A 19,035-nucleotide genomic window follows, 5' to 3' on the forward strand; every position below is an offset into this window, starting at 1 on the left:
GCGGTCAGATAATTTTCACAGTTTCTTTACAATGGATGTGCCCCGGCACGCTGAAATGTGATATACTTAACTCCAGTCTGCAAAGGAGGTTTTATATTTTATGAAAATCGTATTTTTAGACGCCAGCACGCTTGGCGATGACATTGATTACTCACAGTTCGAACAGCTCGGGGAGGTCGTCAGATATCCCTTCACTTCTTCGGAAGAAGCGCCTGCACGGGTCACAGACGCTGATGTCCTGGTCGTGAACAAAGTACTGGTCAACAGACAGACGATCGCGGATGCCAAAAATCTGAAACTCGTCTGCGTGACTGCAACCGGCACGAACAATCTTGACAAAGACTATCTCGCGGAACGCGGGATCGAATGGCGCAATGTGGCAGGGTACTCCACGGAGTCCGTGGCGCAGCACACCTTTGCCATGCTCTTTTATTTAATGGAAAACCTTCGCTATTATGATGATTACGTCAAAAGCGGCAGCTACATTAACGATCGGATCTTTACCCATTTTGCCCGCACGTTCCACGAACTCAAGGGCATGACATGGGGGATCCTCGGCCTGGGCGCGATCGGCCGCCGTGTAGCGGATATCGCAGGGCTTTTCGGGGCCAGGGTCATTTACTACTCCGCATCCGGCGCTCCCGCGCAGGAAGGGTATCACCAGGTGGATCTGGATACTCTGCTGTCAGAGTCTGATATCCTGTCCATCCACGCTCCGCTCAACGAATACACAGAAGGGCTGATGGACAAAGATGCTTTCTGCAAAATGAAGTCTGACGCCATCCTCCTGAATCTGGGGAGAGGGCCTATCATCAATGAAGCGGACCTTGCCGATGCTCTGAATGCAGGCGAGATCAGGGCGGCTGGTCTGGACGTGCTCTCCGTGGAGCCTATGGCAATGGACAGCCCGCTGTTAAATGTAAAAGATAAGGACAGGCTTTTCATCACACCACACATCGCCTGGGCAACGATCGAAGCGAGGCAGAGGCTGATGAAGATCATCGCGGGACAGATAGAGGAATTTATGGAGGCACGTTAAGACGGCCGCAATGAGCAGCGCACCTCGATTCCGCTCCGCTTCATCTCGGTCGCGGCATTCGCCGCATGGTAAGTCCAAGACGGCCGCAGTGAGCAGCGCACCTCGATTCCGCTCCGCTTCATCTCGGTCGCGGCATTCGCCGCATGGTAAGTCCAAGACGGCCGCAATGAGCAGCGCACCTCGATTCCGCTCCGCTTCATCTCGGTCGCGGCATTCGCCGCATGGAAAATAAGAAGAAAGGTCCCAGGGAAATGCGAGCACTTCCCTGGGACCTTTCTTCTTATTTTCCGCGCTTCTCATTGCTACACGTAAAAAACCGCCGTCCCCGCGGCTCGCAATGTCCGCAAAAACAGCGATTTCTAAGTGCGCGATCAGGGGTTCGAACCCTGGACACCCTGATTAAGAGTCAGGTGCTCTACCAACTGAGCTAATCGCGCTTATTCACTTTTGTTATCCCTAACGGATAACGCAAGTGATATTATATACGACACTTTTCAAAAATGCAAGCGTTTTTTTACATTTTTTTAATATTATCGCATATTTTTTTTATCGTCGCCGTGACAGAAGCCGGAATTTAGGATTTTACACACTTCCTGCATGGATTTTCTGATGCATAACACCTGCCTGTTCAGGCATGGCCGGCAATAAAACATTTCTTTTACACATGTTTTCCATCTTTTCCTCTTCATCGGCGCCCCCGTCCCGCAGCAAGACTATACACTATTATATGCATCGGATACGAAAATGGTGCGCGCTGTGCGCCCTTACCTGCGCACAGCGATCAGTTTGTTGATGGGATTCCCTTTCTGGGAAAATTTTTCCTCATACTCTGTCATGATATTGCCTTTGTTCATCTCCTCATTGTGGTGCAGGTCATAGGTGAATGCCTGCAGGGTCCATGCAGCCTCTTTGATCTGCTCCAGGGAGAAGTTAAAAAGCGCTGTATTGTCTGTCTTGAATTCCACGAGCCCGCCCTGCGTGAGCACCTTCTCATATCTCTCCAGGAATTCCACGGATGTGAGGCGCCGTTTTGCGTGCCGCGCTTTTGGCCACGGGTCCGAGAAATTCAGGTAGATACGGTCTACCTCTCCCTCCGCGAACACATCCGCGATATCCCTTGCGTCCATGCAAACGAACCTGACGTTTTTCAGTTCCCGGAATTCCTCTGTATCGAATTTTTCCACTGCGCGCAGCAGGACGCTGGAATAGCGCTCAATGCCGATAAAATTGATATCCGGATGCTCCTTCGCCATATTCAGGATGAAGCGCCCCTTCCCCATCCCGATCTCGATGTGGATGGGCCTTTTATTTCCAAAGACCTGGCGCCAGCATCCCCTCTGGTCTTCCGGTCTCTTTATGACAATGGGATGAGCCTGGATCGTGCCCTCTGCTCTCGGTATATTTCTCAGTCTCATGAATAGTCCTCCCCTTATTTAACAAAACTAGAAACATGTTCCATGGGAACGCTATCATAATAGCACGAAAACCGCTTAAATGTGAACCATCAGAATGACCATTATAACGATTTCTTTACTTGCTTTTTTGGCGAAAAGGTGTATGATAAAGTATATTAGCATTTTCTCACAAAGAGGAGGCTTTTTATGGACTCTATTGTAAACAAATTGACGGAAATCGAGGACGCTGCATCCGCTATCGTTGCGCATGCCGAAACTCAGAAGGAAGTCCTGGACAGGGAATATGACGAAAAACGCAGGGCTTTTGACGCGGATCTGGAGAAGCAGACGCAGGCGCGCATCAATGCCATCCGGGATGAGTTGGAGAAGAATACTTCCGGTATCCTTGACAGCCAGAACGGGGCGAGCACGGAAACGATCCGCGCGCTTCAGAAAGAATATGAAGAAAAGCATACCGAATACGCCCACGAGATCCTGCGCAGGATCACCGAGGTGTAGCCTATGGGGAATTTACTTGAATACAGCGGGATCGTGACAAAGATCCGGGCCATGGAGGCAAAGCTTTTGTCGCCGGGGCAGTTCACAGAGATCGCGAACCTGGGCAGCGTGCCTGAGATCGTGGATTACCTGATAAAGAACACTGCATACGCTGACGTCCTGGAGACGCTGGAGGAGGACCAGATCCACAGAGGTAATATAGAAAAAGTCCTGATCCAGTCGCTCTACCACGATTACACGAAAATCTACCGATTCTGCGGGCAGAAGCAGCGGAGGTTCATGAAGCTGATCCTGAAAAATTATGAGATTGACCTGATCAACTACTGCCTGCGCATTGTGATCAACCATTACAGGCAGCCCTTTGACCTGAATTATAAAAAGGCGTTTTTCGACAGGTACTCTCAGATCTCGATCGAGAAGCTCATCACCTCGCGGACAACGGATGAGCTGGTAGAGAACCTGAAGGGCACTGAATATTACGCTCCGCTGAAAAAGCTGAAGGACTCACAGAATGTCACGCTGTACGATTACAACCTGACCCTGGACCTGTATTTCTACACTTCCACATGGAGGGAGCAGAAAAAAGTCCTCAAGAAAAAGGACCTGGAACTCTTCATGCGCGACCGCGGTTCAAAGATCGACCTGCTGAACCTGCAGTGGATCTACCGGGCAAAGAAATATTATAATATGAAGCCCGCCGACATCTACCTGATGCTCATCCCGATCCACTATAAACTGTCAACCGACCTGGTCAAGGAGCTGGTAGAGGCTCCGGGACTGGAAGAATTCGAGGCAGCCGTGGCGCGGACCTATTATGCCCGCCACTATAACTTCCACCAGGACCTGACCATTGAACAGATGTATGCGGACTGCCTGCATCATCTGTATACAGTCGACCGCCGCCGGGATCCCTATTCCCTGGCTGCGATCAACACCTATCTCTTCCTGAAGGAAGAGGAAATCAATAAGCTGACCACCGCCATGGAATGCGTACGCTACGGCTTAAGCCCCGGCGAGACGGCAGCTTACGTTGGAGGTAAGACCCAATGATCGTTAAAATGAAATTCATCAATATCTCCGGTCCGAGGAACGACATTGACCGGGTCACTGACCTGTATCTCTCTCGCTATGAGATCCAGCTCGAATCCGCCCTGTCCGAACTCAAGACCGTGGACAACTTAAGGCCTTTCGTGGAGCTCAACCCCTACCGGGACGCGCTCGCCAAAGCGACTGAGTTCGTGGGCTATCTTCCGAATGCGGACGATGTGGTCCCGGATACGAAAATGGGGCTGGACGACATGTTCGAGGTCGTGCGCAAGGCAAAGGAAGACTACCAGGAACTTCAGGAAAAGAAAGAAAAACTGAAAAAGAAGATCGAAGAGCTTCGTGCGAAACAACAGGTCATCGCGCCTTTCCGTCCGCTGGACTGCGATCTCCACAAGGTGCTGCATTACCGGTACATCACATATCGGTTCGGACGCATTGCGGTAGAATTCTACCACAAGATGCAGAAGTATCTCATGGATGATCTGAAAGCCATTTTTGTAGAGGGCGAACGGGATGAAAGTTTCGTGTACGGGGCTTATTTTGTTGCCCCCGCGGAAGCGCAGAAGGTGGATGCCGTGTTCCGCTCCCTGCACTTCGAGCGGATCGAGCTAAAGGACGAGTTCGAAGGGACGCCGGCCTATGCCCACCAGTCTCTGGAACGGGAGATCGCCCGGGTGAACCTTGAGATCGACGACCTGGACAAAAAGGCAGGGGAGATGCTCGCTGACCGCGCGCCGCAGCTGGTGGCGGCCCGGAACCGGCTGGAAGAGCTCTCCAATAATTTCGACGTCCGCAAGCTCGCGGCCCGCATGGAGGACAATCAGGAAGACTATTACATCCTCTGCGGATGGATGGCAGAGGACGATGTGGAGAAATTCGTGGAAGAAGTCAAGGACGACGACAAAGTATTCGTCGTCGTGGAGGACGACCACGACGCATACTTCGGGGAACCGCCCACAAAGCTGGAAAACCCGAAGATCTTCAAACCTTTTGAGATGTTTGTACAGATGTACGGGCTTCCCGCACATAACGAAATGGACCCGACTGTTTTCGTCGGCCTGACCTACTCCTTCATCTTCGGCGTCATGTTCGGGGATGTGGGACAGGGGCTCCTCCTCCTGATCGGCGGCGCCCTGATCTACCACTTTAAGAAAGCCCCGCTCGCCGGGATCATTGCCACGGCAGGCGTATTTTCCACGATATTCGGATTCATGTTCGGCAGTATCTTCGGATTCGAGGACGTGATACCCGCCCTGTGGATGCGGCCCATTGACCATATGACCACGCTTCCCTTCCTGGGCAAGCTGAACACGGTGTTCATCGTGGCTGTGGCTTTCGGCATGTTCCTGATCATGGTGGCAATGGTGCTCCATATCGTCAACGCGCTGAAGAGCAAAGATATCGAGGGCGCCTGGTTTGACCCCAACGGTGTGGCAGGACTTGTATTTTACATCGCAGCAGTCGTGACCATCGTCCTGTTTATGACAGGCAGACCGCTGCCCGGCGGCATCATCATGGGCATCATGTTCGGCGTGCCCCTGCTGCTCATCCTCTTCCGCGAGCCCATCACAAGGGCGATCCAGAAGAGAGCCGACAAAATGGAGACCGGGAAGGCGATGTTTATCGTACAGGGATTTTTCGAAATGTTCGAGACGCTTTTGAGCTACTTCTCAAACACCATCTCCTTCATCCGTATCGGCGCTTTCGCGGTCAGCCATGCGGCGATCATGGAAGTGGTCCTGCAGCTCGCAGGCGCGGAGAGCGGGAATCCGAACTGGCTGGGCGTGATCTTCGGCAACCTGTTCGTGTGCGGATTTGAGGGACTGATCGTGGGCATCCAGGTGCTCCGTCTGGAATATTACGAGATGTTCAGCCGCTTCTACAAAGGCAGCGGCCATGCATTTGACCCATATACAAAAAAGAACACAAAGAAAAGCAAATAAAAATCAGGAGGATTTTACCATGACCTTAGCAACAAAAATCATTTTTATCACTGCACTGATCTTAAGCATCATCCTTCCGTTCGGCTACTACCTGCTCGGGAAGGAAAAATCCCGCAGGCGCTACAAACGCGCCATCGGCACGAACGCCTTTTTCTTCTTCGGCGCTTTTGCCGTGGCGTCCATCATGCTCCTGGGCGGCCCGAATGTACAGGCGGCTGGATCCGTAACTGCTGACTCCGGATTCGCCACAGGCCTCGGATACCTTGCGGCAGCCCTCGTTACAGGCCTCTCCTGCATCGGCGGCGGCATCGCCGTTGCCAGCGCGGCAAGCGCGGCTCTCGGCGCTATCAGCGAAGACTCCAGCGTACTCGGTAAGTCGCTCATCTTCGTGGGCCTTGCGGAAGGTGTCTGCCTGTACGGCCTGATCATCTCCTTCATGATATTAGGAAATCTGTAATACCAGTCAGCCGTGCGCCGGTATCCGGCATGGCGGCATCTGCGGGCAGGCCCGCAAGGGGCGGCAGGCCGGGTACCGGCATAGGGCGGACGCCCCACATGAGTGATCCGCCGCAGGCGGATCATGAATGGCACGCCTGACGGACGGCAGACAGTTATCAACGCAAGGAGGTCTTGATCTTATGAAAATGTATCTCATCAGTGATAACGTGGATACGTACACCGGCATGCGCCTGGCGGGTGTTGACGGCGTGGTTGTCCACGAGCGCGATGAGCTGAAAAAGGCCCTGGAGGATGTGCTCTCTGACAAGACAGTGGGGATCGTTCTCCTGACTGAAAAATTCGGGCGGGAATTTCCGGACATCATTGACACATTCCGCCTGGAGAGGAAGATGCCTCTCCTTGTAGAGATCCCCGACCGTCACGGGACCGGGCGCAAAAAAGACTTTATCACATCATATATCACCGAGGCGATCGGATTAAAACTGTAAAAGGAGGGATCCCTCTTGACATTAGAAGAAAAAATCGCTCACCTGCAGACCTCTTCCATGGAGCAGGCCCGCGCGGAGGGCAACGCGATCATTGACGCCCACAAAGAGGCGCTTGAAAAAGTGTTCGAAGACCACAGGGCGGAAGCGCTGCGCCAGTCTGAGACACGCATCAAGGCGGAGACTACCAATGCGCGTCTCTCTCTCAACCAGGCCGCGGCAAAATCTCAGCTTGAGATCAAGCGCCGCCAGGGCAAGGTCCAGCAGGAGCTGAAGGATAAAATATTTGAAGAAGTCATGGGACTTGTGGATGATTACATGAAGACAGCGGCTTACGGAGATTTCCTCGTGAAATGCATCCGTCAGGCAGTGGATTTCGCCGGACAGGACCCGGTGACCATCTATATCAACCCGTCCGATGAGGCGAAGCGGCCTGACCTGGAGAACGCCACAGGCGCTCATCTCACGGTCAGCGCGGAAGATTTCATAGGCGGCGTGCGCGCTGTGATCCGCAGCCGCAACATCCTGATCGACAATTCATTCCGGACGCAGCTGCGCAATGAATATGACAGATTTATTTTCTCAGGAGGTGACGGCAATGCTTAAGACCGCTACGATCTACGGGATCAATGGACCCGTCATCTACTTAAAAGGCAATACCGGATTCCGCATGTCCGAGATGGTCTATGTGGGATCCCAGAAGCTGGTCGGCGAGGTCATCGCCCTGGACAAGGATATGACCACGGTCCAGGTGTATGAGGAGACGACCGGCCTGCGCCCCGGGGAAGAAGTCGTGGCAAGCGGAAATGCCGTTTCCGTCACCCTCGCTCCGGGCATCCTCAATAATATCTTCGACGGCATCGAGCGTCCCCTGGAGAGGATCGCGGAATCCTCCGGCGGCGCGTTTATCACAAGGGGCGTCAGCGTGGACTCCCTGGACAGGCAGAAAAAATGGCAGGCCCATCTCACAGTTGAGAAAGGCCAGTATCTCCACGGCGGGGATATCATCGCCGAAGTGCCGGAGACCCACGCCATCGTGCACAAATGCATGGTCCCGCCTGATGTAGAAGGGGCGGTCATCGATGTTGTCCCCGACGGGGAATACACCATCGATGAAACGCTGGTCACGCTGGAACTGCCGGACGGTTCGAAAAAAGAGCTGTCCATGACACAGCGCTGGCCGATCCGCGTGCCCAGGCCGACCCACCACCGTTTTCCGGCGTCTGTCCCCCTGATCACGGGACAGCGTATCATTGACACTATGTTCCCCATCGCCAAGGGCGGCACTGCTGCCATCCCCGGCGGATTCGGGACCGGAAAGACGATGACACAGCACCAGATCGCGAAATGGGCGGATGCGGACATCATTATCTATATCGGCTGCGGCGAGCGTGGAAACGAGATGACCCAGGTGCTGGAGGAGTTCGGCGAGCTGACCGACCCCCGCACGGGCAATCCCCTGATGGACCGCACCACCCTGATCGCCAACACGTCAAACATGCCTGTGGCTGCCCGTGAGGCGAGCATTTACACCGGGCTTACCCTGGCGGAATATTACAGGGATATGGGGTATGACGTTGCCATCATGGCGGACTCCACTTCCCGCTGGGCGGAGGCGCTCCGCGAGCTGTCCGGGCGTCTGGAAGAAATGCCGGCAGAGGAAGGATTCCCCGCATACCTGGCGTCCCGCCTGTCTGCGTTCTACGAGAGGGCGGGCATGATGCACAACTTAAACGGCACGGACGGCTCAGTGACGATCATCGGAGCAGTGTCCCCGCAGGGCGGTGATTTCTCCGAGCCTGTCACACAGAATACAAAGCGTTTCGTCCGCTGTTTCTGGGGACTGGACAAGAGCCTTGCCTATTCCAGGCATTTCCCGGCGATCCACTGGCTGACCAGTTACAGCGAGTATTTAAATGACTTAAGCCACTGGTACCAGGACAATGTGTCCCCGCAGTTCGTGGACTACCGCAACCGGCTGATGGCACTCTTAAACCAGGAGAGCAGCCTTCTGGAGATCGTAAAGCTGATCGGAAGCGACGTCCTGCCGGACGACCAGAAGCTGGTGCTGGAGATTGCCCGCGTGATCCGCCTCGGCTTCCTCCAGCAGAACGCATTCCACAAGGACGACACTTGCGTCTCCCTGGAGAAGCAGTTCCTGATGATGGATACCATCCTGTACCTCTACAAACAGGCAAGAACCCTTGTGACCATGGGACATCCCATGTCCGTGCTAAAGGCAGAAAATATTTTCGACAAGATCATTGCCATCAAATACGATGTGCCCAATGACCGGCTGGAAATGTTCGCGCAGTATCACAGAGACATTGATGCATTCTATCAGAGAGTGCTTGAGAAAAACGCGTAAGGAGGACCGGATATCATGTCAATCGAATATTTAGGCTTAAGCAGCATCAACGGACCTCTCATCGCTCTGGAAGGCGTGCAGGACGCCTTCTTTGACGAGATCGTGGAGTTCGTCGTAGACGGCAGGGAACACAAGATCGGACGTATCGTAGAGATCTACGAGGACAAGGCTGTCATCCAGGTATTTGAAGGGTCGGAAAATATGTCCCTGAAAAATACCCACACCAAACTGACCGGACATCCCATGGAGATCGCGCTTTCCCCGGATATGCTGGGGCGCACGTTCAACGGGATCGGGCAGCCCATCGACGACCTTGGCCCGATCATCTCCACGCTGAAACGGGATGTGAACGGGCTTCCGTTAAATCCGGTACGCCGCGAATATCCCCGGAATTATATCCATACGGGGATCTCCGCCATCGACGGGCTTACCACTCTGATCCGCGGGCAGAAGCTGCCGATCTTCTCGGGGAACGGACTTCCCCACGACCAGCTTGCCGCCCAGATCGTAAAGCAGGCGTCTCTCGGTGAAAATTCTGACGAGAAATTTGCCATTGTGTTCGCCGCCATGGGCGTGAAGCATGACGTGGCGGATTTCTTCCGCAATACATTTGAGGAAAGCGGCGTGGCAGACCACGTTGCCATGTTCCTGAACCTGGCGAACGACCCGGTCGTGGAGCGTCTGATCACCCCAAAGGTAGCGCTGACTGTGGCGGAGTATCTTGCCTTTGAGCAGAACATGCACATCCTGGTCATCCTGACGGATATGACCTCTTTTGCGGAGGCAATGCGTGAAGTCTCCTCCTCAAAGGGAGAGATTCCCAGCCGTAAGGGATACCCGGGGTATCTGTACAGTGAGCTCGCCACGATCTACGAGCGCGCGGGCATCGTACAGGGCGTGAACGGATCCGTGACACAGCTCCCGATCCTGACCATGCCCAACGACGATATCACACACCCCATCCCTGACCTGACCGGATATATCACGGAGGGGCAGATCGTGCTCGACCGCCCGCTGCACGGGCAGTCCATCTATCCGCCCATCAATATCCTCCCCTCCCTGTCCCGTCTGATGAAGGACGGCATCGGCGAGGGCTATACGAGGGAAGACCACCAGGACCTGGCGAACCAGCTCTTCTCCGCGTACGCGAAGGTCGGCGACGCACGGAACCTTGCCTCTGTCATCGGCGAGGATGAGCTCTCGCCCATAGATAAGAAATATCTTGAATTCGGAAAAGAATTTGAGGAGCGCTATATCGGACAGGGGCAGGAGGAAAACCGCAGCATGGAAGAGACGCTGGATCTGGGCTGGGAACTGCTGGGGCGCCTGCCGAAGGAAGAACTCGACAGGGTGGATACGAAGATACTGGAGAAATACTATAAGCCGATGGATGAGGAAGAATAAACAGCTCGGCACACATGTATGATCGACGGGAATCCGGGTATACTTGACTTTACCTGACGCATATGCTATATTGTGCGTAGGCAAAAAGATAACAGCAGTCTTTATAAGGCGGCTAAAAACGAAAAACCCGGAAGTGAGCAAGACTTTCGGGTTTTTCTGTTCCATTTTATTTGTGGCGGCTTAGACCACAGGCTGGTTACCGGCTATTCGTCACTGTCCAGCCATTTGATGATATGGAAGGTCCTGCCTGAGGAAAGGAAGCCTTACGGCAGGCTCACGGGCAGCGCGCTCATGGTCATCGGAGGAAGCATTATCATAACCGGCATCCTCCAGTGCATCTCTGAGCAGGAATACTGGTATTATATTACAGTCGCAGGAACTGTTATCGGGCTGGTCATGATCGGATACGCACTGCTGAAATATAACAGAGGGATTTTTTAGCTGTACTCCTGGGAGGAGCTTGTATATGAGATTAAAGAACATTTTGATCGCGGTCACTGATATGGAAAGATCTAAAGAGTTTTACCATTCCCTATTCGGGTTGGACGTCGTCCTTGCCCGGGAGGGCAATGTGATCCTGACCGAAGGTCTGGTCCTTCAGGATGTCTCTCTATGGAAGGATGAGATCAGCAGGGACGTTATATTTCAGAACCATTCCGCTGAACTCTATTTTGAAGATAAAGAGATTGAGAAATTTATTGAGAAACTAAATAATTATCCAGAGCCACCGGATTATGTAACTCCATTCACTGAACTTCCGTGGGGACAGAAACTGGTCCGCTTTTATGATCCGGATGGGAACCTGATCGAGGTGAGGACCCCCGCGTAATTTTTGCGGCTCACGGAACGGATCTCTGCGAACACTGAGAGGTGCTGATATGAAATCTGCGAAACCTGTGAAACCTGCAAAACTTATGAAACGCTGCCGGCGCAGGCTGAACTGCTTCTGCGCACTGATGTGCTCTGTTGTTTTTTCCGCTTTTATCATCGGGTGCGGGAACACTGCGTCCACAGCGGAAAATGCTTCCCCGGAAGCGCTCTATTCCGCTGACAGGGACATTGACCTCTTTGTATATGAGGACACTGCGTATGTCAACGCCATGGACGTGGACTGGGTCGGCGAGCTCTCCCTCGCGAAAGGCGAGGCTCTCGGAGAGATCGGACGCTCCGGCGTCACAGATGATTTTCAGGACTGGGACGCGACTGTACTGACGGAGGGTACGGTCATTTACAGCTCAGGAGAAACCGAGGTGCTGCTGGCTGATACAGGTGAGGCGCTGATCCCTTATCTGAAATATGTGGAAGGATAAGTGGAAGATATGGACAGACGGTCCAGAGGGCTGAAGGGATAATAAGATGTGATCACATCCGTTGGATGTAAGAAGTGTTCACCATAAATATTTTGTAATAGGAGGGATTCTATGGATCCGCGTACATTTCCGACCAAAGGGAATCTGATGCTGGCGAAGAACTCGCTGGCGCTTGCGAAACAGGGATATGACCTGATGGATAAGAAGAGGAATATCCTCATCCGGGAGCTGATGGACCTGATCGACGAGGCCCGCAGTATCCAGGAGGAGATCGACACGACCTTTACTTATGCCTATCAGTGTCTCCAGCGCGCGAATATCGAAAACGGCATCAGCAATGTGGAACTGCTTGCCTATACCGTGCCCATCGAGAATTCCATCACGATCCAGACCCGGAGCATCATGGGGACTGAGATCCCCCATGTGAAATACGTGCCGGACGCCGGGAAACCGACTTACTCCTTCAGCACGACCCACGAGTCCATCGACAAGGCAAGGGAGGCTTTCCGCAAGGTGAAGGACCTGACCGTGAAGCTCTCCATGGTAGAAAATGCCGCCTACCGCCTGGCGAGCAATATCAAGAAAACACAAAAGCGCGCCAACGCGCTCCAGAATATCACGATCCCCATGTACTCTGCCCTTGTCTACACGATTACCAACGCGCTGGAAGAAAAGGAGAGGGAGGAGTTCACAAGGCTGAAGGTCATCAAGAGGATGAAGATGAAGAAAGGATAGCTTTCACATATTCATCCATGGCGTCCGCGGTCATTTTTGAACATTTCACTGCTTCGACCACGGTCTTGTCACCGGTGACTACATCTCCAGAGGCGAAGATCCCATTTATGGCGGTCTCGCCTTTTTCTATTGCCATTTTTCCCCTTTTCTGTTACCGTTTTCCCTTTGTCCATTATTTTTTACATACTTTTTACGCATTTTTCACACCTGACAGATAGAAGGAATCAGCAAACTGCGTGACAATAATCAGAAAAGATCCCATACAGTATCCTGTCACATATATGGATAAGACAAAGGAGAATCAATTATGAGGAAACAACTGACCGCACTGCTTCTGACTGCCTGCACTGTACTGGCTGCCTCCGGCTGCAGCCTTCTTCCGGGAGGATCTGCACCTGGCACTCCCGGTTCATCCGGCCCCGGCACGGCAGATTCCCATTCCGGCTATTCTTCCGGGGACGGAAAAACGATCCGCATCCTTTCCGGTTCAGAAAACCAGGAACTGGAGACGATCATCGCAGACTGCGCAGACAAAGCAGGTGTTCACATTGAGATGGACTATAAAGGTTCCGTTGATATTATGCGGGAGCTCCAGGACGGAGCGGACGGATATGACGCCGTCTGGCCTGCGAGCAGCATGTGGATCTCCCTGGGAGATACCGGCCATCTGACCAAACACAGCCAATCCGTCTCCCTGTCCCCGGTCGTATTCGGCATCCGCCAGAGTCTTGCCCGGGAGCTCGGTTTTATCGGAACTGATGTATCTGTCAAGGATATCCTTTCTGCGATCACGGACGGGAAAATGACTTTCTGCATGACGAGCGCTACGCAGTCTAACTCCGGAGCGAGCGCGTATATTGGTTTTCTCTATGCACTGCTCGGGAAACAGGAAGGCCTGACCACTGATGACCTGCAGGACCCGGCTCTTCAGCAGGAGATCCGCGCCCTCCTCGCCGGAGTGGAACGCAGCTCCGGGAGCTCAGACTGGCTGAAAGATCTCTTTCTGACCGGGAATTACGACGCAATGGTAAATTACGAATGCCTGATCATTGACGCAAATGAACAGCTTGTATCTGAAGGGAAAGAACCTCTGTATGTAGTATATCCGTATGACGGTCTGTCAATAGCGGATTCCCCTCTTTGCTACGTAGACCACGGAGATGCGGATACAGAAGACGCATTCCTGCGGTTCCAGGAAGAGCTCATGTCCCCTGAGAGCCAGACAGCCATCGAAGCGACCGGACGCAGGATCACCGCCAACGGTGTTTCCGCTGAAAATAAAGACGTTTTCAATCCGGACTGGGGAATTGACACAGAGAGGATCCTGTCCCCCATCCAGATGCCCGCTTCCGATGTCCTTGCCGATGCTTTAAATATCTACCAGACCAATTTCAAAAAGCCGTCCCTTAATATCTACTGTCTTGATTTTTCCGGCAGTATGAGCGGGACAGGCGAAGAGCAGCTGAAGGAAGCCATGGCGCAGATCCTTATCCAGAAAAACGCTGAAAAGAATCTGCTCCAGGCGAATGAAGGCGAAGTCAATATCGCCGTCCTCTTTAACGACCGGGTCATCCAGGTCCTGAAAGCAGAGGATGACTCAGACCGCGCGCTCGAAACACTGTATAATGAGATCGCCGCGCAGGCGCCCGGAGGCGGCACAGACATTTATACCGCTGCCGCCGAAGCTTACGGGCTTGCCATGGAATACGATCTTTCGCAGTATTCCCCTGCGGTAATCCTCATGACAGATGGACAGTCTGTTTATAACAAAAATATTTTCCAGGAAGCGCTTGACAGTTCTGACGTGGATATCCCGGTATTCTCCATAACTTTCGGGGACGCAGACCCGTCCCAGCTGGAAGAGCTTGCCGAACAGACGGATGCGCGCGTCTTTGACGGGACAAAAGACCTGACAGAGGCATTCCGCAGCGTCAAAGGCTATAATTAAGTGAAAACATATCAGAAAGGATATCCTCTCCATGAAACATGCAAAATGGAAAGAACTTCTCAGCATCATTCTCTCCGCGCTGTTTGCGTTAGTGCTGTTTTTCATCCTCCTGCTCCTCTTTCGCTGGAGCCTGATCCTGTGCATAGTCCTCAGCGCGGCAATGTACGTGGCGTGCTGTATGCTTCTGCGCCCTGTGGAAAAGATCGGGAAAGTCGAAGTGGACTCCCTGGATAACGGTGAATTCTTAAGCGAGCGTCTCTCCGAAGCCGCTTCGGATTACAGCCGCATGAAAAAGGCAGCGGTGCAGATCCGCGAGCAGCCCCTGGGTCCGCAGTGCGCGGAACTGGTAGAGCTTGCGGGAAATATCCTGGACTATCTGACCGAAAACCCGGAAAAGATCACCGCGGCGCGGCGCTATATCGACTATTACCAGGAAACTGCGGCAAACGTCCTGGAACATTATACTGAGCTCAAAAAAACCGGGCTGTCGACAGCAGAAACAGAAAAGATCCTCCGCAGCACTCAGGAAAGCGTCGCAACACTCAAAGCCGCATTTAATATGCAGTTTGAAAAGCTGATGCAGAATGAACTGCTTGATATGGAAGCGGACCTGAAACTGTTAAAACAGACACTGCGCTCTGAAGGATACAGAGAACCTGCAAAGAAAGGACATGAAACATCCAAATGAAAAAAAAGATTATCGGACTGATACTCCTGCTTGTAATTATGATGGTCACAGGCGGCATTTACCTTCTGAAAGGAAGCGCACCTGAAACAGTCGTCGTAAACGGATATGTAGGCGGAGAAAAAATCGAGTTTCTGGAAGACCCTGAAGTCCAGTCTATCCTCCAGGAAAGATACGGGATCCGGGCAGATTATGCGAAGGCTGGTTCCCTGGACATGATGACAGCAGATATGGATGGGATGGATTATCTCTTCCCTTCCAGCAGTATCGCGGAGGAATACTATGAGGATCTCCACGGTAAACCGCAGCAGAGTGAGATCATCCTGAACACTCCCATTGTACTGTATACGCACAGGGCTGTCCTGGAAGCATTTGACAGCCAGGGGCTTATCACAGAGAACAGCGGGGCTTACCAGATCGATATGGCAGGGCTCGTCAGCCTGATACAGAATGACACTTCGTGGGCTGATATCGGGCTTGCCGAACTGTATGGAAATATTTCCGTTGACACCACAGATCCGGCAAGATCAAACTCAGGCAATATGTTTGCCGCACTTCTCGCAAATGTGCTGAACGGCGGACAGACACTTACCGAGGATAACCTGCGGGAAATCCTGCCGGAACTCCAGTCTATTTTCGGGAAGCTGGGATATATGGAGACATCTTCCTCTGATCTTTTCAGCCAGTTTCTCCGGATGGGCATAGGCGCCAAGCCTGTGATCGCGGGATATGAAAGCCAGCTTATCGAATACGCCGCCATTTATCCGGATGAATATAAAAACATTGAAGATGACATTGTCATGCTTTATCCCACACCCACCGTGTGGTCCACCCATGTCCTGCTCGCCCTGGATGAAAACGGACAGAAACTCCTTGACGCGCTCCTCGATGAGGATCTCCAGGCTCTTGCATGGACAAAGCACGGCTTCCGCACCGGAAATTACAGCACTGTATCCACGGGCGGTGACATCGCCGCAAAAGGAGTCGCCGCGGACATCACCCAGGTCACTCAGGTCCCTTCCTATGATGTAATGAAGATCATCATAGAAAGCCTGCAGTAAAATGTTCCGGGGACAGCTGTCCCGGGAAGCCAGACACATTGTTTTAAAGATAACGTTCAGAAGGAGGTACATCCTATGTCAGAAATCACACTTGCGGATCTCATGAACTCAAGAGATACAGCCGCCCCGGTCCCGTCTCCTTTGTCTGCGGAAGAACTCAGCAGAGAGATCACTCTTCTCAGCCCGGAAGACCGCGCCCTTGCCGATGAGATCAAATCACAGATCGATGTGCGGGATTCCCAGATGCTCATGCAGTACGGCTCAGGTGCCAAACAGGATATCGCGGACTTTTCCGGACATATCCTCGGCAGTATCCGCACGAAAGACTCCGGATACGCAGGACAGCTCATGGCTGACCTTGTCACAAATGTAGAGAGCCTGGATTATGACGATCTGGAGAAAGATCCCGGCATCTTCGGCTTATTCCAGAAAGCAGGCGCAAAGGTCAGACGTTTTCTTGCCCAGTATCAAAAACTCGAGGTCAATGTGGACCGCATCGAAGGGAAACTGGAGGAGGCCAGAATGCAGATGCTAAAGGACATCGGCATGTTTGATTCTCTGTACGAAAAAAATCTGGACTACTTCCGCAGACTCCAGGTCTATATCACCGCCGGAGAGGAAAAGCTGGAAGAACTCAGAGAAAAGACGATCCCATCCCTTCGCGCGGAGGCGCAGCAGAGCGGCGACCCTATGCACGCACAGCTTGTCCGCGACTTTGAAGACAGTGTAAATCAGTTTGAGAAAAAGGTCCATGACCTGAAGACGAGCAAGACCATCGCGATCCAGACAGCGCCCCAGATCAAACTGATCCAGAATAATGATAAAATGCTTGCAGATAAGATCCAGACAGCGATCCAGGAGACGATCCCCCTCTGGAAAAGCCAGATGGTCATGGCTCTTGGCATGTACCGCCAGCAGGAGACGCTCAAACTGCAGCGCAGCGTCACTGATACGACCAATTCCCTGCTCATGAAAAATTCTGAGATATTAAAGCAGAATACCATTGATGTTGCAAAGGAGTCTGAGCGCGGTCTCGTAGACATCGAGGCTCTCAAAAAGGCAAACCAGAATCTTGTCTCCACGATGAACGAGGCTGTCCGCATCCAGAAAGAAGGACACGAAAAGAGAATGGCCGCAGAACAGGAACTGTTAAAGATCGAAGATGAGATCCGGCAGACCCTGCTCCAGGCATGACATTCTCCCGCCGGATATAGCCGTCAAGGCATTTATCATAAAAGAAGCGCCTGAGGATTTCTTTTTGGCTTTCATCTTCATAGTAACCAGCGGGCAATGTAAAGAACTGTTCCAAAGAATGTCAATCACAGCCCTTTTGACGTCACACCTTTTTTGAAGAAAAGCTGGCTTTCACATACTCATCCATGGCGTCCGCGATCATTTTTGAACACTTCACTGCCTCGACTACGGTCTTGGCGCCGGTGACTACGTCTCCAGAGGCGAAGATCCCCTTCATGGTGGTCTCGCCTTTTTCATTCGTCTTCAGAAGCCCTCGCTCGTCCACCTTCAGTTCTTTATCCCTGTTAACGATCCGGTCCTGCGGTCCCTGTGAGATCGAGATGATAATGCTGTCCGCCGGAACAAACCTTTCAGTCTCTTCGTGTTTTACCATCTGTCCGTTCTCATCCCATTCTACGTCGCAGATCATCACCCCGTCGTCCGTGATCCGGGACGCGGTCTGGAGAAATTCAAACTCCACGCCGTCGATCCTGGCATACTCTACCTCTTTCGGCGATGCCGCCGGCACTTCTGTCACAGAGTAGACTGTCACATACCGGGAGCCCTTGCGGATCGCTGTCCTCGCCACATCCATGGCTGCGTTTCCCGCGCCGATCACGACCACCCGGTCGCCCAGGTCATAGACATCCGGGTTGTTCAGGTAGTTGATGCCATAGTGGACATTGCCAAAAGTCTCCCCGGGGATATTCAGCCGGTACGGGCGCCATGTCCCCGTGCCGATGAACACTGCATTGTATCCGTCTTCCAACAGGTCGTGGACGCCTGTGGAACCGCCCAGGGCGAAATTCGGACGGAAACGGATCCCCAGTTCCTTCATTTTTTTATCATACCGGTCCAGTATGGACTTCGGCAGACGGAATTCCGGGATCCCATATCTTAGGATCCCTCCGATCTTCTCCCTGACTTCAAAGATCGTGACCCGGTATCCCCGGCATGCCATGAGTATGGCGATGGTGATCCCTGCCGGTCCGGCGCCGACCACGCCGATCCTGCCCCCGTTCCACGGCTTCTTTTCCAGTTTCATTTTGTCAAAACATGTGTCTGAAATATAATTCTCAATGGAAGAGATATGCACAGGCTCGCCTTTGATACCTTTGATGCAGTGTCCTTCACACTGCTTTTCGTGATCACACACAAGAGAACAGATCACAGACAGCGGATTGTTGGCAAAGACCATCTCCGCTGCTTCCGTCATCTGTCCGTCAAGAAACATCCGGATCATCGGCGGAACAGGCGTATGGATCGGGCACCCCTCCATACATCTCGGTTTTTTGCAGTTCAGACATCTCTTCGCCTCGTCGATCACATGCAGTCCCATTGGAAACTCCTCCTGTCTCCCGCTCCGCGGTTATCCTGTTATCCTGATATTTTTATCCTGATATTG

At 52.7% G+C, this 19,035-nt stretch carries 20 protein-coding genes and 1 tRNA gene; 17 read left to right on the top strand and 4 right to left on the bottom strand.

Annotated features, from left to right (window positions below):
* Positions 1 to 100 precede the first annotated feature (100 nt).
* Positions 101 to 1,039: a D-2-hydroxyacid dehydrogenase gene (locus tag B5G27_RS07015; RefSeq protein WP_087178221.1), complete on the top strand. Its 939-nt coding sequence runs from the start codon at positions 101 to 103 to the stop codon at positions 1,037 to 1,039.
* Between the two features lie 364 nt (positions 1,040 to 1,403).
* On the opposite strand, the gene B5G27_RS07020 is transcribed toward B5G27_RS07015, so the two are convergent.
* Together B5G27_RS07020 and trmB are read right to left on the bottom strand one after the other, a co-directional pair.
* Positions 1,404 to 1,476, bottom strand: a tRNA-Lys gene (locus B5G27_RS07020).
* A gap of 327 nt (positions 1,477 to 1,803) precedes the next feature.
* Entirely contained in the window at positions 1,804 to 2,454 is a 651-nt protein-coding gene (gene trmB, locus B5G27_RS07025; protein ID WP_087178222.1) for a tRNA (guanosine(46)-N7)-methyltransferase TrmB, read from the bottom strand.
* Between the two features lie 186 nt (positions 2,455 to 2,640).
* Between trmB and B5G27_RS07030 the strand changes: the two genes are divergently transcribed.
* From B5G27_RS07030 to B5G27_RS07085, 12 genes are all read left to right on the top strand, one after another.
* On the top strand, positions 2,641 to 2,952 hold the full coding sequence (locus B5G27_RS07030; RefSeq protein ID WP_087178223.1) for a hypothetical protein: 312 nt from the start codon (positions 2,641 to 2,643) through the stop codon (positions 2,950 to 2,952).
* A gap of 3 nt (positions 2,953 to 2,955) precedes the next feature.
* A complete protein-coding gene (locus tag B5G27_RS07035; RefSeq protein WP_087178224.1) occupies positions 2,956 to 4,002 on the top strand; it encodes a V0D/AC39 family V-type ATPase subunit in 1,047 nt (348 codons plus the stop codon).
* Positions 3,999 to 5,942 (top strand): V-type ATP synthase subunit I, encoded by a 1,944-nt coding sequence (locus tag B5G27_RS07040; RefSeq protein WP_087178225.1) that lies wholly within the window; start codon positions 3,999 to 4,001, stop codon positions 5,940 to 5,942. The genes B5G27_RS07035 and B5G27_RS07040 overlap by 4 nt, the downstream gene beginning before the upstream one ends.
* A gap of 19 nt (positions 5,943 to 5,961) precedes the next feature.
* A complete protein-coding gene (locus B5G27_RS07045; protein ID WP_087178226.1) occupies positions 5,962 to 6,399 on the top strand; it encodes an ATP synthase subunit C in 438 nt (145 codons plus the stop codon).
* Between the two features lie 181 nt (positions 6,400 to 6,580).
* Entirely contained in the window at positions 6,581 to 6,889 is a 309-nt protein-coding gene (locus B5G27_RS07050; RefSeq protein WP_087178227.1) for a V-type ATP synthase subunit F, read from the top strand.
* Between the two features lie 15 nt (positions 6,890 to 6,904).
* Complete coding sequence (locus B5G27_RS07055; protein WP_242958263.1) at positions 6,905 to 7,492, top strand: V-type ATP synthase subunit E; 588 nt, start codon at positions 6,905 to 6,907, stop codon at positions 7,490 to 7,492.
* Complete coding sequence (locus tag B5G27_RS07060) at positions 7,485 to 9,254, top strand: V-type ATP synthase subunit A (RefSeq protein WP_087178228.1); 1,770 nt, start codon at positions 7,485 to 7,487, stop codon at positions 9,252 to 9,254. Before B5G27_RS07055 ends, B5G27_RS07060 begins: the two co-directional genes overlap by 8 nt.
* 15 nt (positions 9,255 to 9,269) lie before the next feature.
* A complete protein-coding gene (locus B5G27_RS07065; protein ID WP_087178229.1) occupies positions 9,270 to 10,658 on the top strand; it encodes a V-type ATP synthase subunit B in 1,389 nt (462 codons plus the stop codon).
* Positions 10,659 to 10,883: 225 nt separating this feature from the next.
* Complete coding sequence (locus tag B5G27_RS07070; RefSeq protein WP_143449662.1) at positions 10,884 to 11,099, top strand: hypothetical protein; 216 nt, start codon at positions 10,884 to 10,886, stop codon at positions 11,097 to 11,099.
* Positions 11,100 to 11,124: 25 nt separating this feature from the next.
* The gene (locus B5G27_RS07075) at positions 11,125 to 11,487 is read left to right on the top strand and encodes a VOC family protein (protein WP_087178231.1); all 363 of its coding nucleotides are present in this window, start codon (positions 11,125 to 11,127) and stop codon (positions 11,485 to 11,487) included.
* A gap of 49 nt (positions 11,488 to 11,536) precedes the next feature.
* The gene (locus B5G27_RS07080) at positions 11,537 to 11,968 is read left to right on the top strand and encodes a hypothetical protein (protein WP_087178232.1); all 432 of its coding nucleotides are present in this window, start codon (positions 11,537 to 11,539) and stop codon (positions 11,966 to 11,968) included.
* A gap of 111 nt (positions 11,969 to 12,079) precedes the next feature.
* The gene (locus B5G27_RS07085) at positions 12,080 to 12,703 is read left to right on the top strand and encodes a V-type ATP synthase subunit D (protein WP_087178233.1); all 624 of its coding nucleotides are present in this window, start codon (positions 12,080 to 12,082) and stop codon (positions 12,701 to 12,703) included.
* On the opposite strand, the gene B5G27_RS16000 is transcribed toward B5G27_RS07085, so the two are convergent.
* Positions 12,675 to 12,839, bottom strand: coding sequence for a hypothetical protein (locus B5G27_RS16000; RefSeq protein WP_162611209.1), 165 nt, complete (start codon positions 12,837 to 12,839; stop codon positions 12,675 to 12,677). The genes B5G27_RS07085 and B5G27_RS16000 overlap by 29 nt on opposite strands.
* A gap of 171 nt (positions 12,840 to 13,010) precedes the next feature.
* Between B5G27_RS16000 and B5G27_RS07090 the strand changes: the two genes are divergently transcribed.
* The 4 genes from B5G27_RS07090 to B5G27_RS07105 all read left to right on the top strand — a co-directional run bounded on the left by B5G27_RS07090 (position 13,011) and on the right by B5G27_RS07105 (position 17,591).
* Entirely contained in the window at positions 13,011 to 14,651 is a 1,641-nt protein-coding gene (locus B5G27_RS07090; protein WP_087178234.1) for a VWA domain-containing protein, read from the top strand.
* Between the two features lie 31 nt (positions 14,652 to 14,682).
* On the top strand, positions 14,683 to 15,339 hold the full coding sequence (locus B5G27_RS07095; protein ID WP_087178235.1) for a 5-bromo-4-chloroindolyl phosphate hydrolysis family protein: 657 nt from the start codon (positions 14,683 to 14,685) through the stop codon (positions 15,337 to 15,339).
* A complete protein-coding gene (locus B5G27_RS07100; protein ID WP_087178236.1) occupies positions 15,336 to 16,397 on the top strand; it encodes a hypothetical protein in 1,062 nt (353 codons plus the stop codon). Before B5G27_RS07095 ends, B5G27_RS07100 begins: the two co-directional genes overlap by 4 nt.
* 75 nt (positions 16,398 to 16,472) lie before the next feature.
* Positions 16,473 to 17,591 carry a toxic anion resistance protein gene (locus B5G27_RS07105; protein ID WP_087178237.1) on the top strand — a complete coding sequence of 373 codons (1,119 nt, stop codon included), beginning with the start codon at positions 16,473 to 16,475 and terminating at the stop codon, positions 17,589 to 17,591.
* A 142-nt stretch (positions 17,592 to 17,733) separates the two neighbouring features.
* On the opposite strand, the gene B5G27_RS07110 is transcribed toward B5G27_RS07105, so the two are convergent.
* Positions 17,734 to 18,969 (bottom strand): NAD(P)-dependent oxidoreductase, encoded by a 1,236-nt coding sequence (locus B5G27_RS07110; protein ID WP_087178238.1) that lies wholly within the window; start codon positions 18,967 to 18,969, stop codon positions 17,734 to 17,736.
* Positions 18,970 to 19,035 lie beyond the last annotated feature (66 nt).

Source organism: Lachnoclostridium sp. An76 (genome assembly GCF_002161355.1).
GTDB classification, from domain to species: domain Bacteria; phylum Bacillota; class Clostridia; order Lachnospirales; family Lachnospiraceae; genus Mediterraneibacter; species Mediterraneibacter caccavium.

What these genes read in the sequence shown, in the direction of transcription:
- B5G27_RS07015 (WP_087178221.1), top strand. Translation starts at nt 101, where the DNA reads ATGAAAATCGTATTTTTAGACGCCAGCACGCTTGGCGATGACATTGAT.
- trmB (WP_087178222.1), bottom strand. Translation starts at nt 2,454, where the DNA reads ATGAGACTGAGAAATATACCGAGAGCAGAGGGCACGATCCAGGCTCAT.
- B5G27_RS07030 (WP_087178223.1), top strand. Translation starts at nt 2,641, where the DNA reads ATGGACTCTATTGTAAACAAATTGACGGAAATCGAGGACGCTGCATCC.
- B5G27_RS07035 (WP_087178224.1), top strand. Translation starts at nt 2,956, where the DNA reads ATGGGGAATTTACTTGAATACAGCGGGATCGTGACAAAGATCCGGGCC.
- B5G27_RS07040 (WP_087178225.1), top strand. Translation starts at nt 3,999, where the DNA reads ATGATCGTTAAAATGAAATTCATCAATATCTCCGGTCCGAGGAACGAC.
- B5G27_RS07045 (WP_087178226.1), top strand. Translation starts at nt 5,962, where the DNA reads ATGACCTTAGCAACAAAAATCATTTTTATCACTGCACTGATCTTAAGC.
- B5G27_RS07050 (WP_087178227.1), top strand. Translation starts at nt 6,581, where the DNA reads ATGAAAATGTATCTCATCAGTGATAACGTGGATACGTACACCGGCATG.
- B5G27_RS07060 (WP_087178228.1), top strand. Translation starts at nt 7,485, where the DNA reads ATGCTTAAGACCGCTACGATCTACGGGATCAATGGACCCGTCATCTAC.
- B5G27_RS07065 (WP_087178229.1), top strand. Translation starts at nt 9,270, where the DNA reads ATGTCAATCGAATATTTAGGCTTAAGCAGCATCAACGGACCTCTCATC.
- B5G27_RS07075 (WP_087178231.1), top strand. Translation starts at nt 11,125, where the DNA reads ATGAGATTAAAGAACATTTTGATCGCGGTCACTGATATGGAAAGATCT.
- B5G27_RS07080 (WP_087178232.1), top strand. Translation starts at nt 11,537, where the DNA reads ATGAAATCTGCGAAACCTGTGAAACCTGCAAAACTTATGAAACGCTGC.
- B5G27_RS07085 (WP_087178233.1), top strand. Translation starts at nt 12,080, where the DNA reads ATGGATCCGCGTACATTTCCGACCAAAGGGAATCTGATGCTGGCGAAG.
- B5G27_RS16000 (WP_162611209.1), bottom strand. Translation starts at nt 12,839, where the DNA reads ATGGCAATAGAAAAAGGCGAGACCGCCATAAATGGGATCTTCGCCTCT.
- B5G27_RS07090 (WP_087178234.1), top strand. Translation starts at nt 13,011, where the DNA reads ATGAGGAAACAACTGACCGCACTGCTTCTGACTGCCTGCACTGTACTG.
- B5G27_RS07095 (WP_087178235.1), top strand. Translation starts at nt 14,683, where the DNA reads ATGAAACATGCAAAATGGAAAGAACTTCTCAGCATCATTCTCTCCGCG.
- B5G27_RS07100 (WP_087178236.1), top strand. Translation starts at nt 15,336, where the DNA reads ATGAAAAAAAAGATTATCGGACTGATACTCCTGCTTGTAATTATGATG.
- B5G27_RS07105 (WP_087178237.1), top strand. Translation starts at nt 16,473, where the DNA reads ATGTCAGAAATCACACTTGCGGATCTCATGAACTCAAGAGATACAGCC.
- B5G27_RS07110 (WP_087178238.1), bottom strand. Translation starts at nt 18,969, where the DNA reads ATGGGACTGCATGTGATCGACGAGGCGAAGAGATGTCTGAACTGCAAA.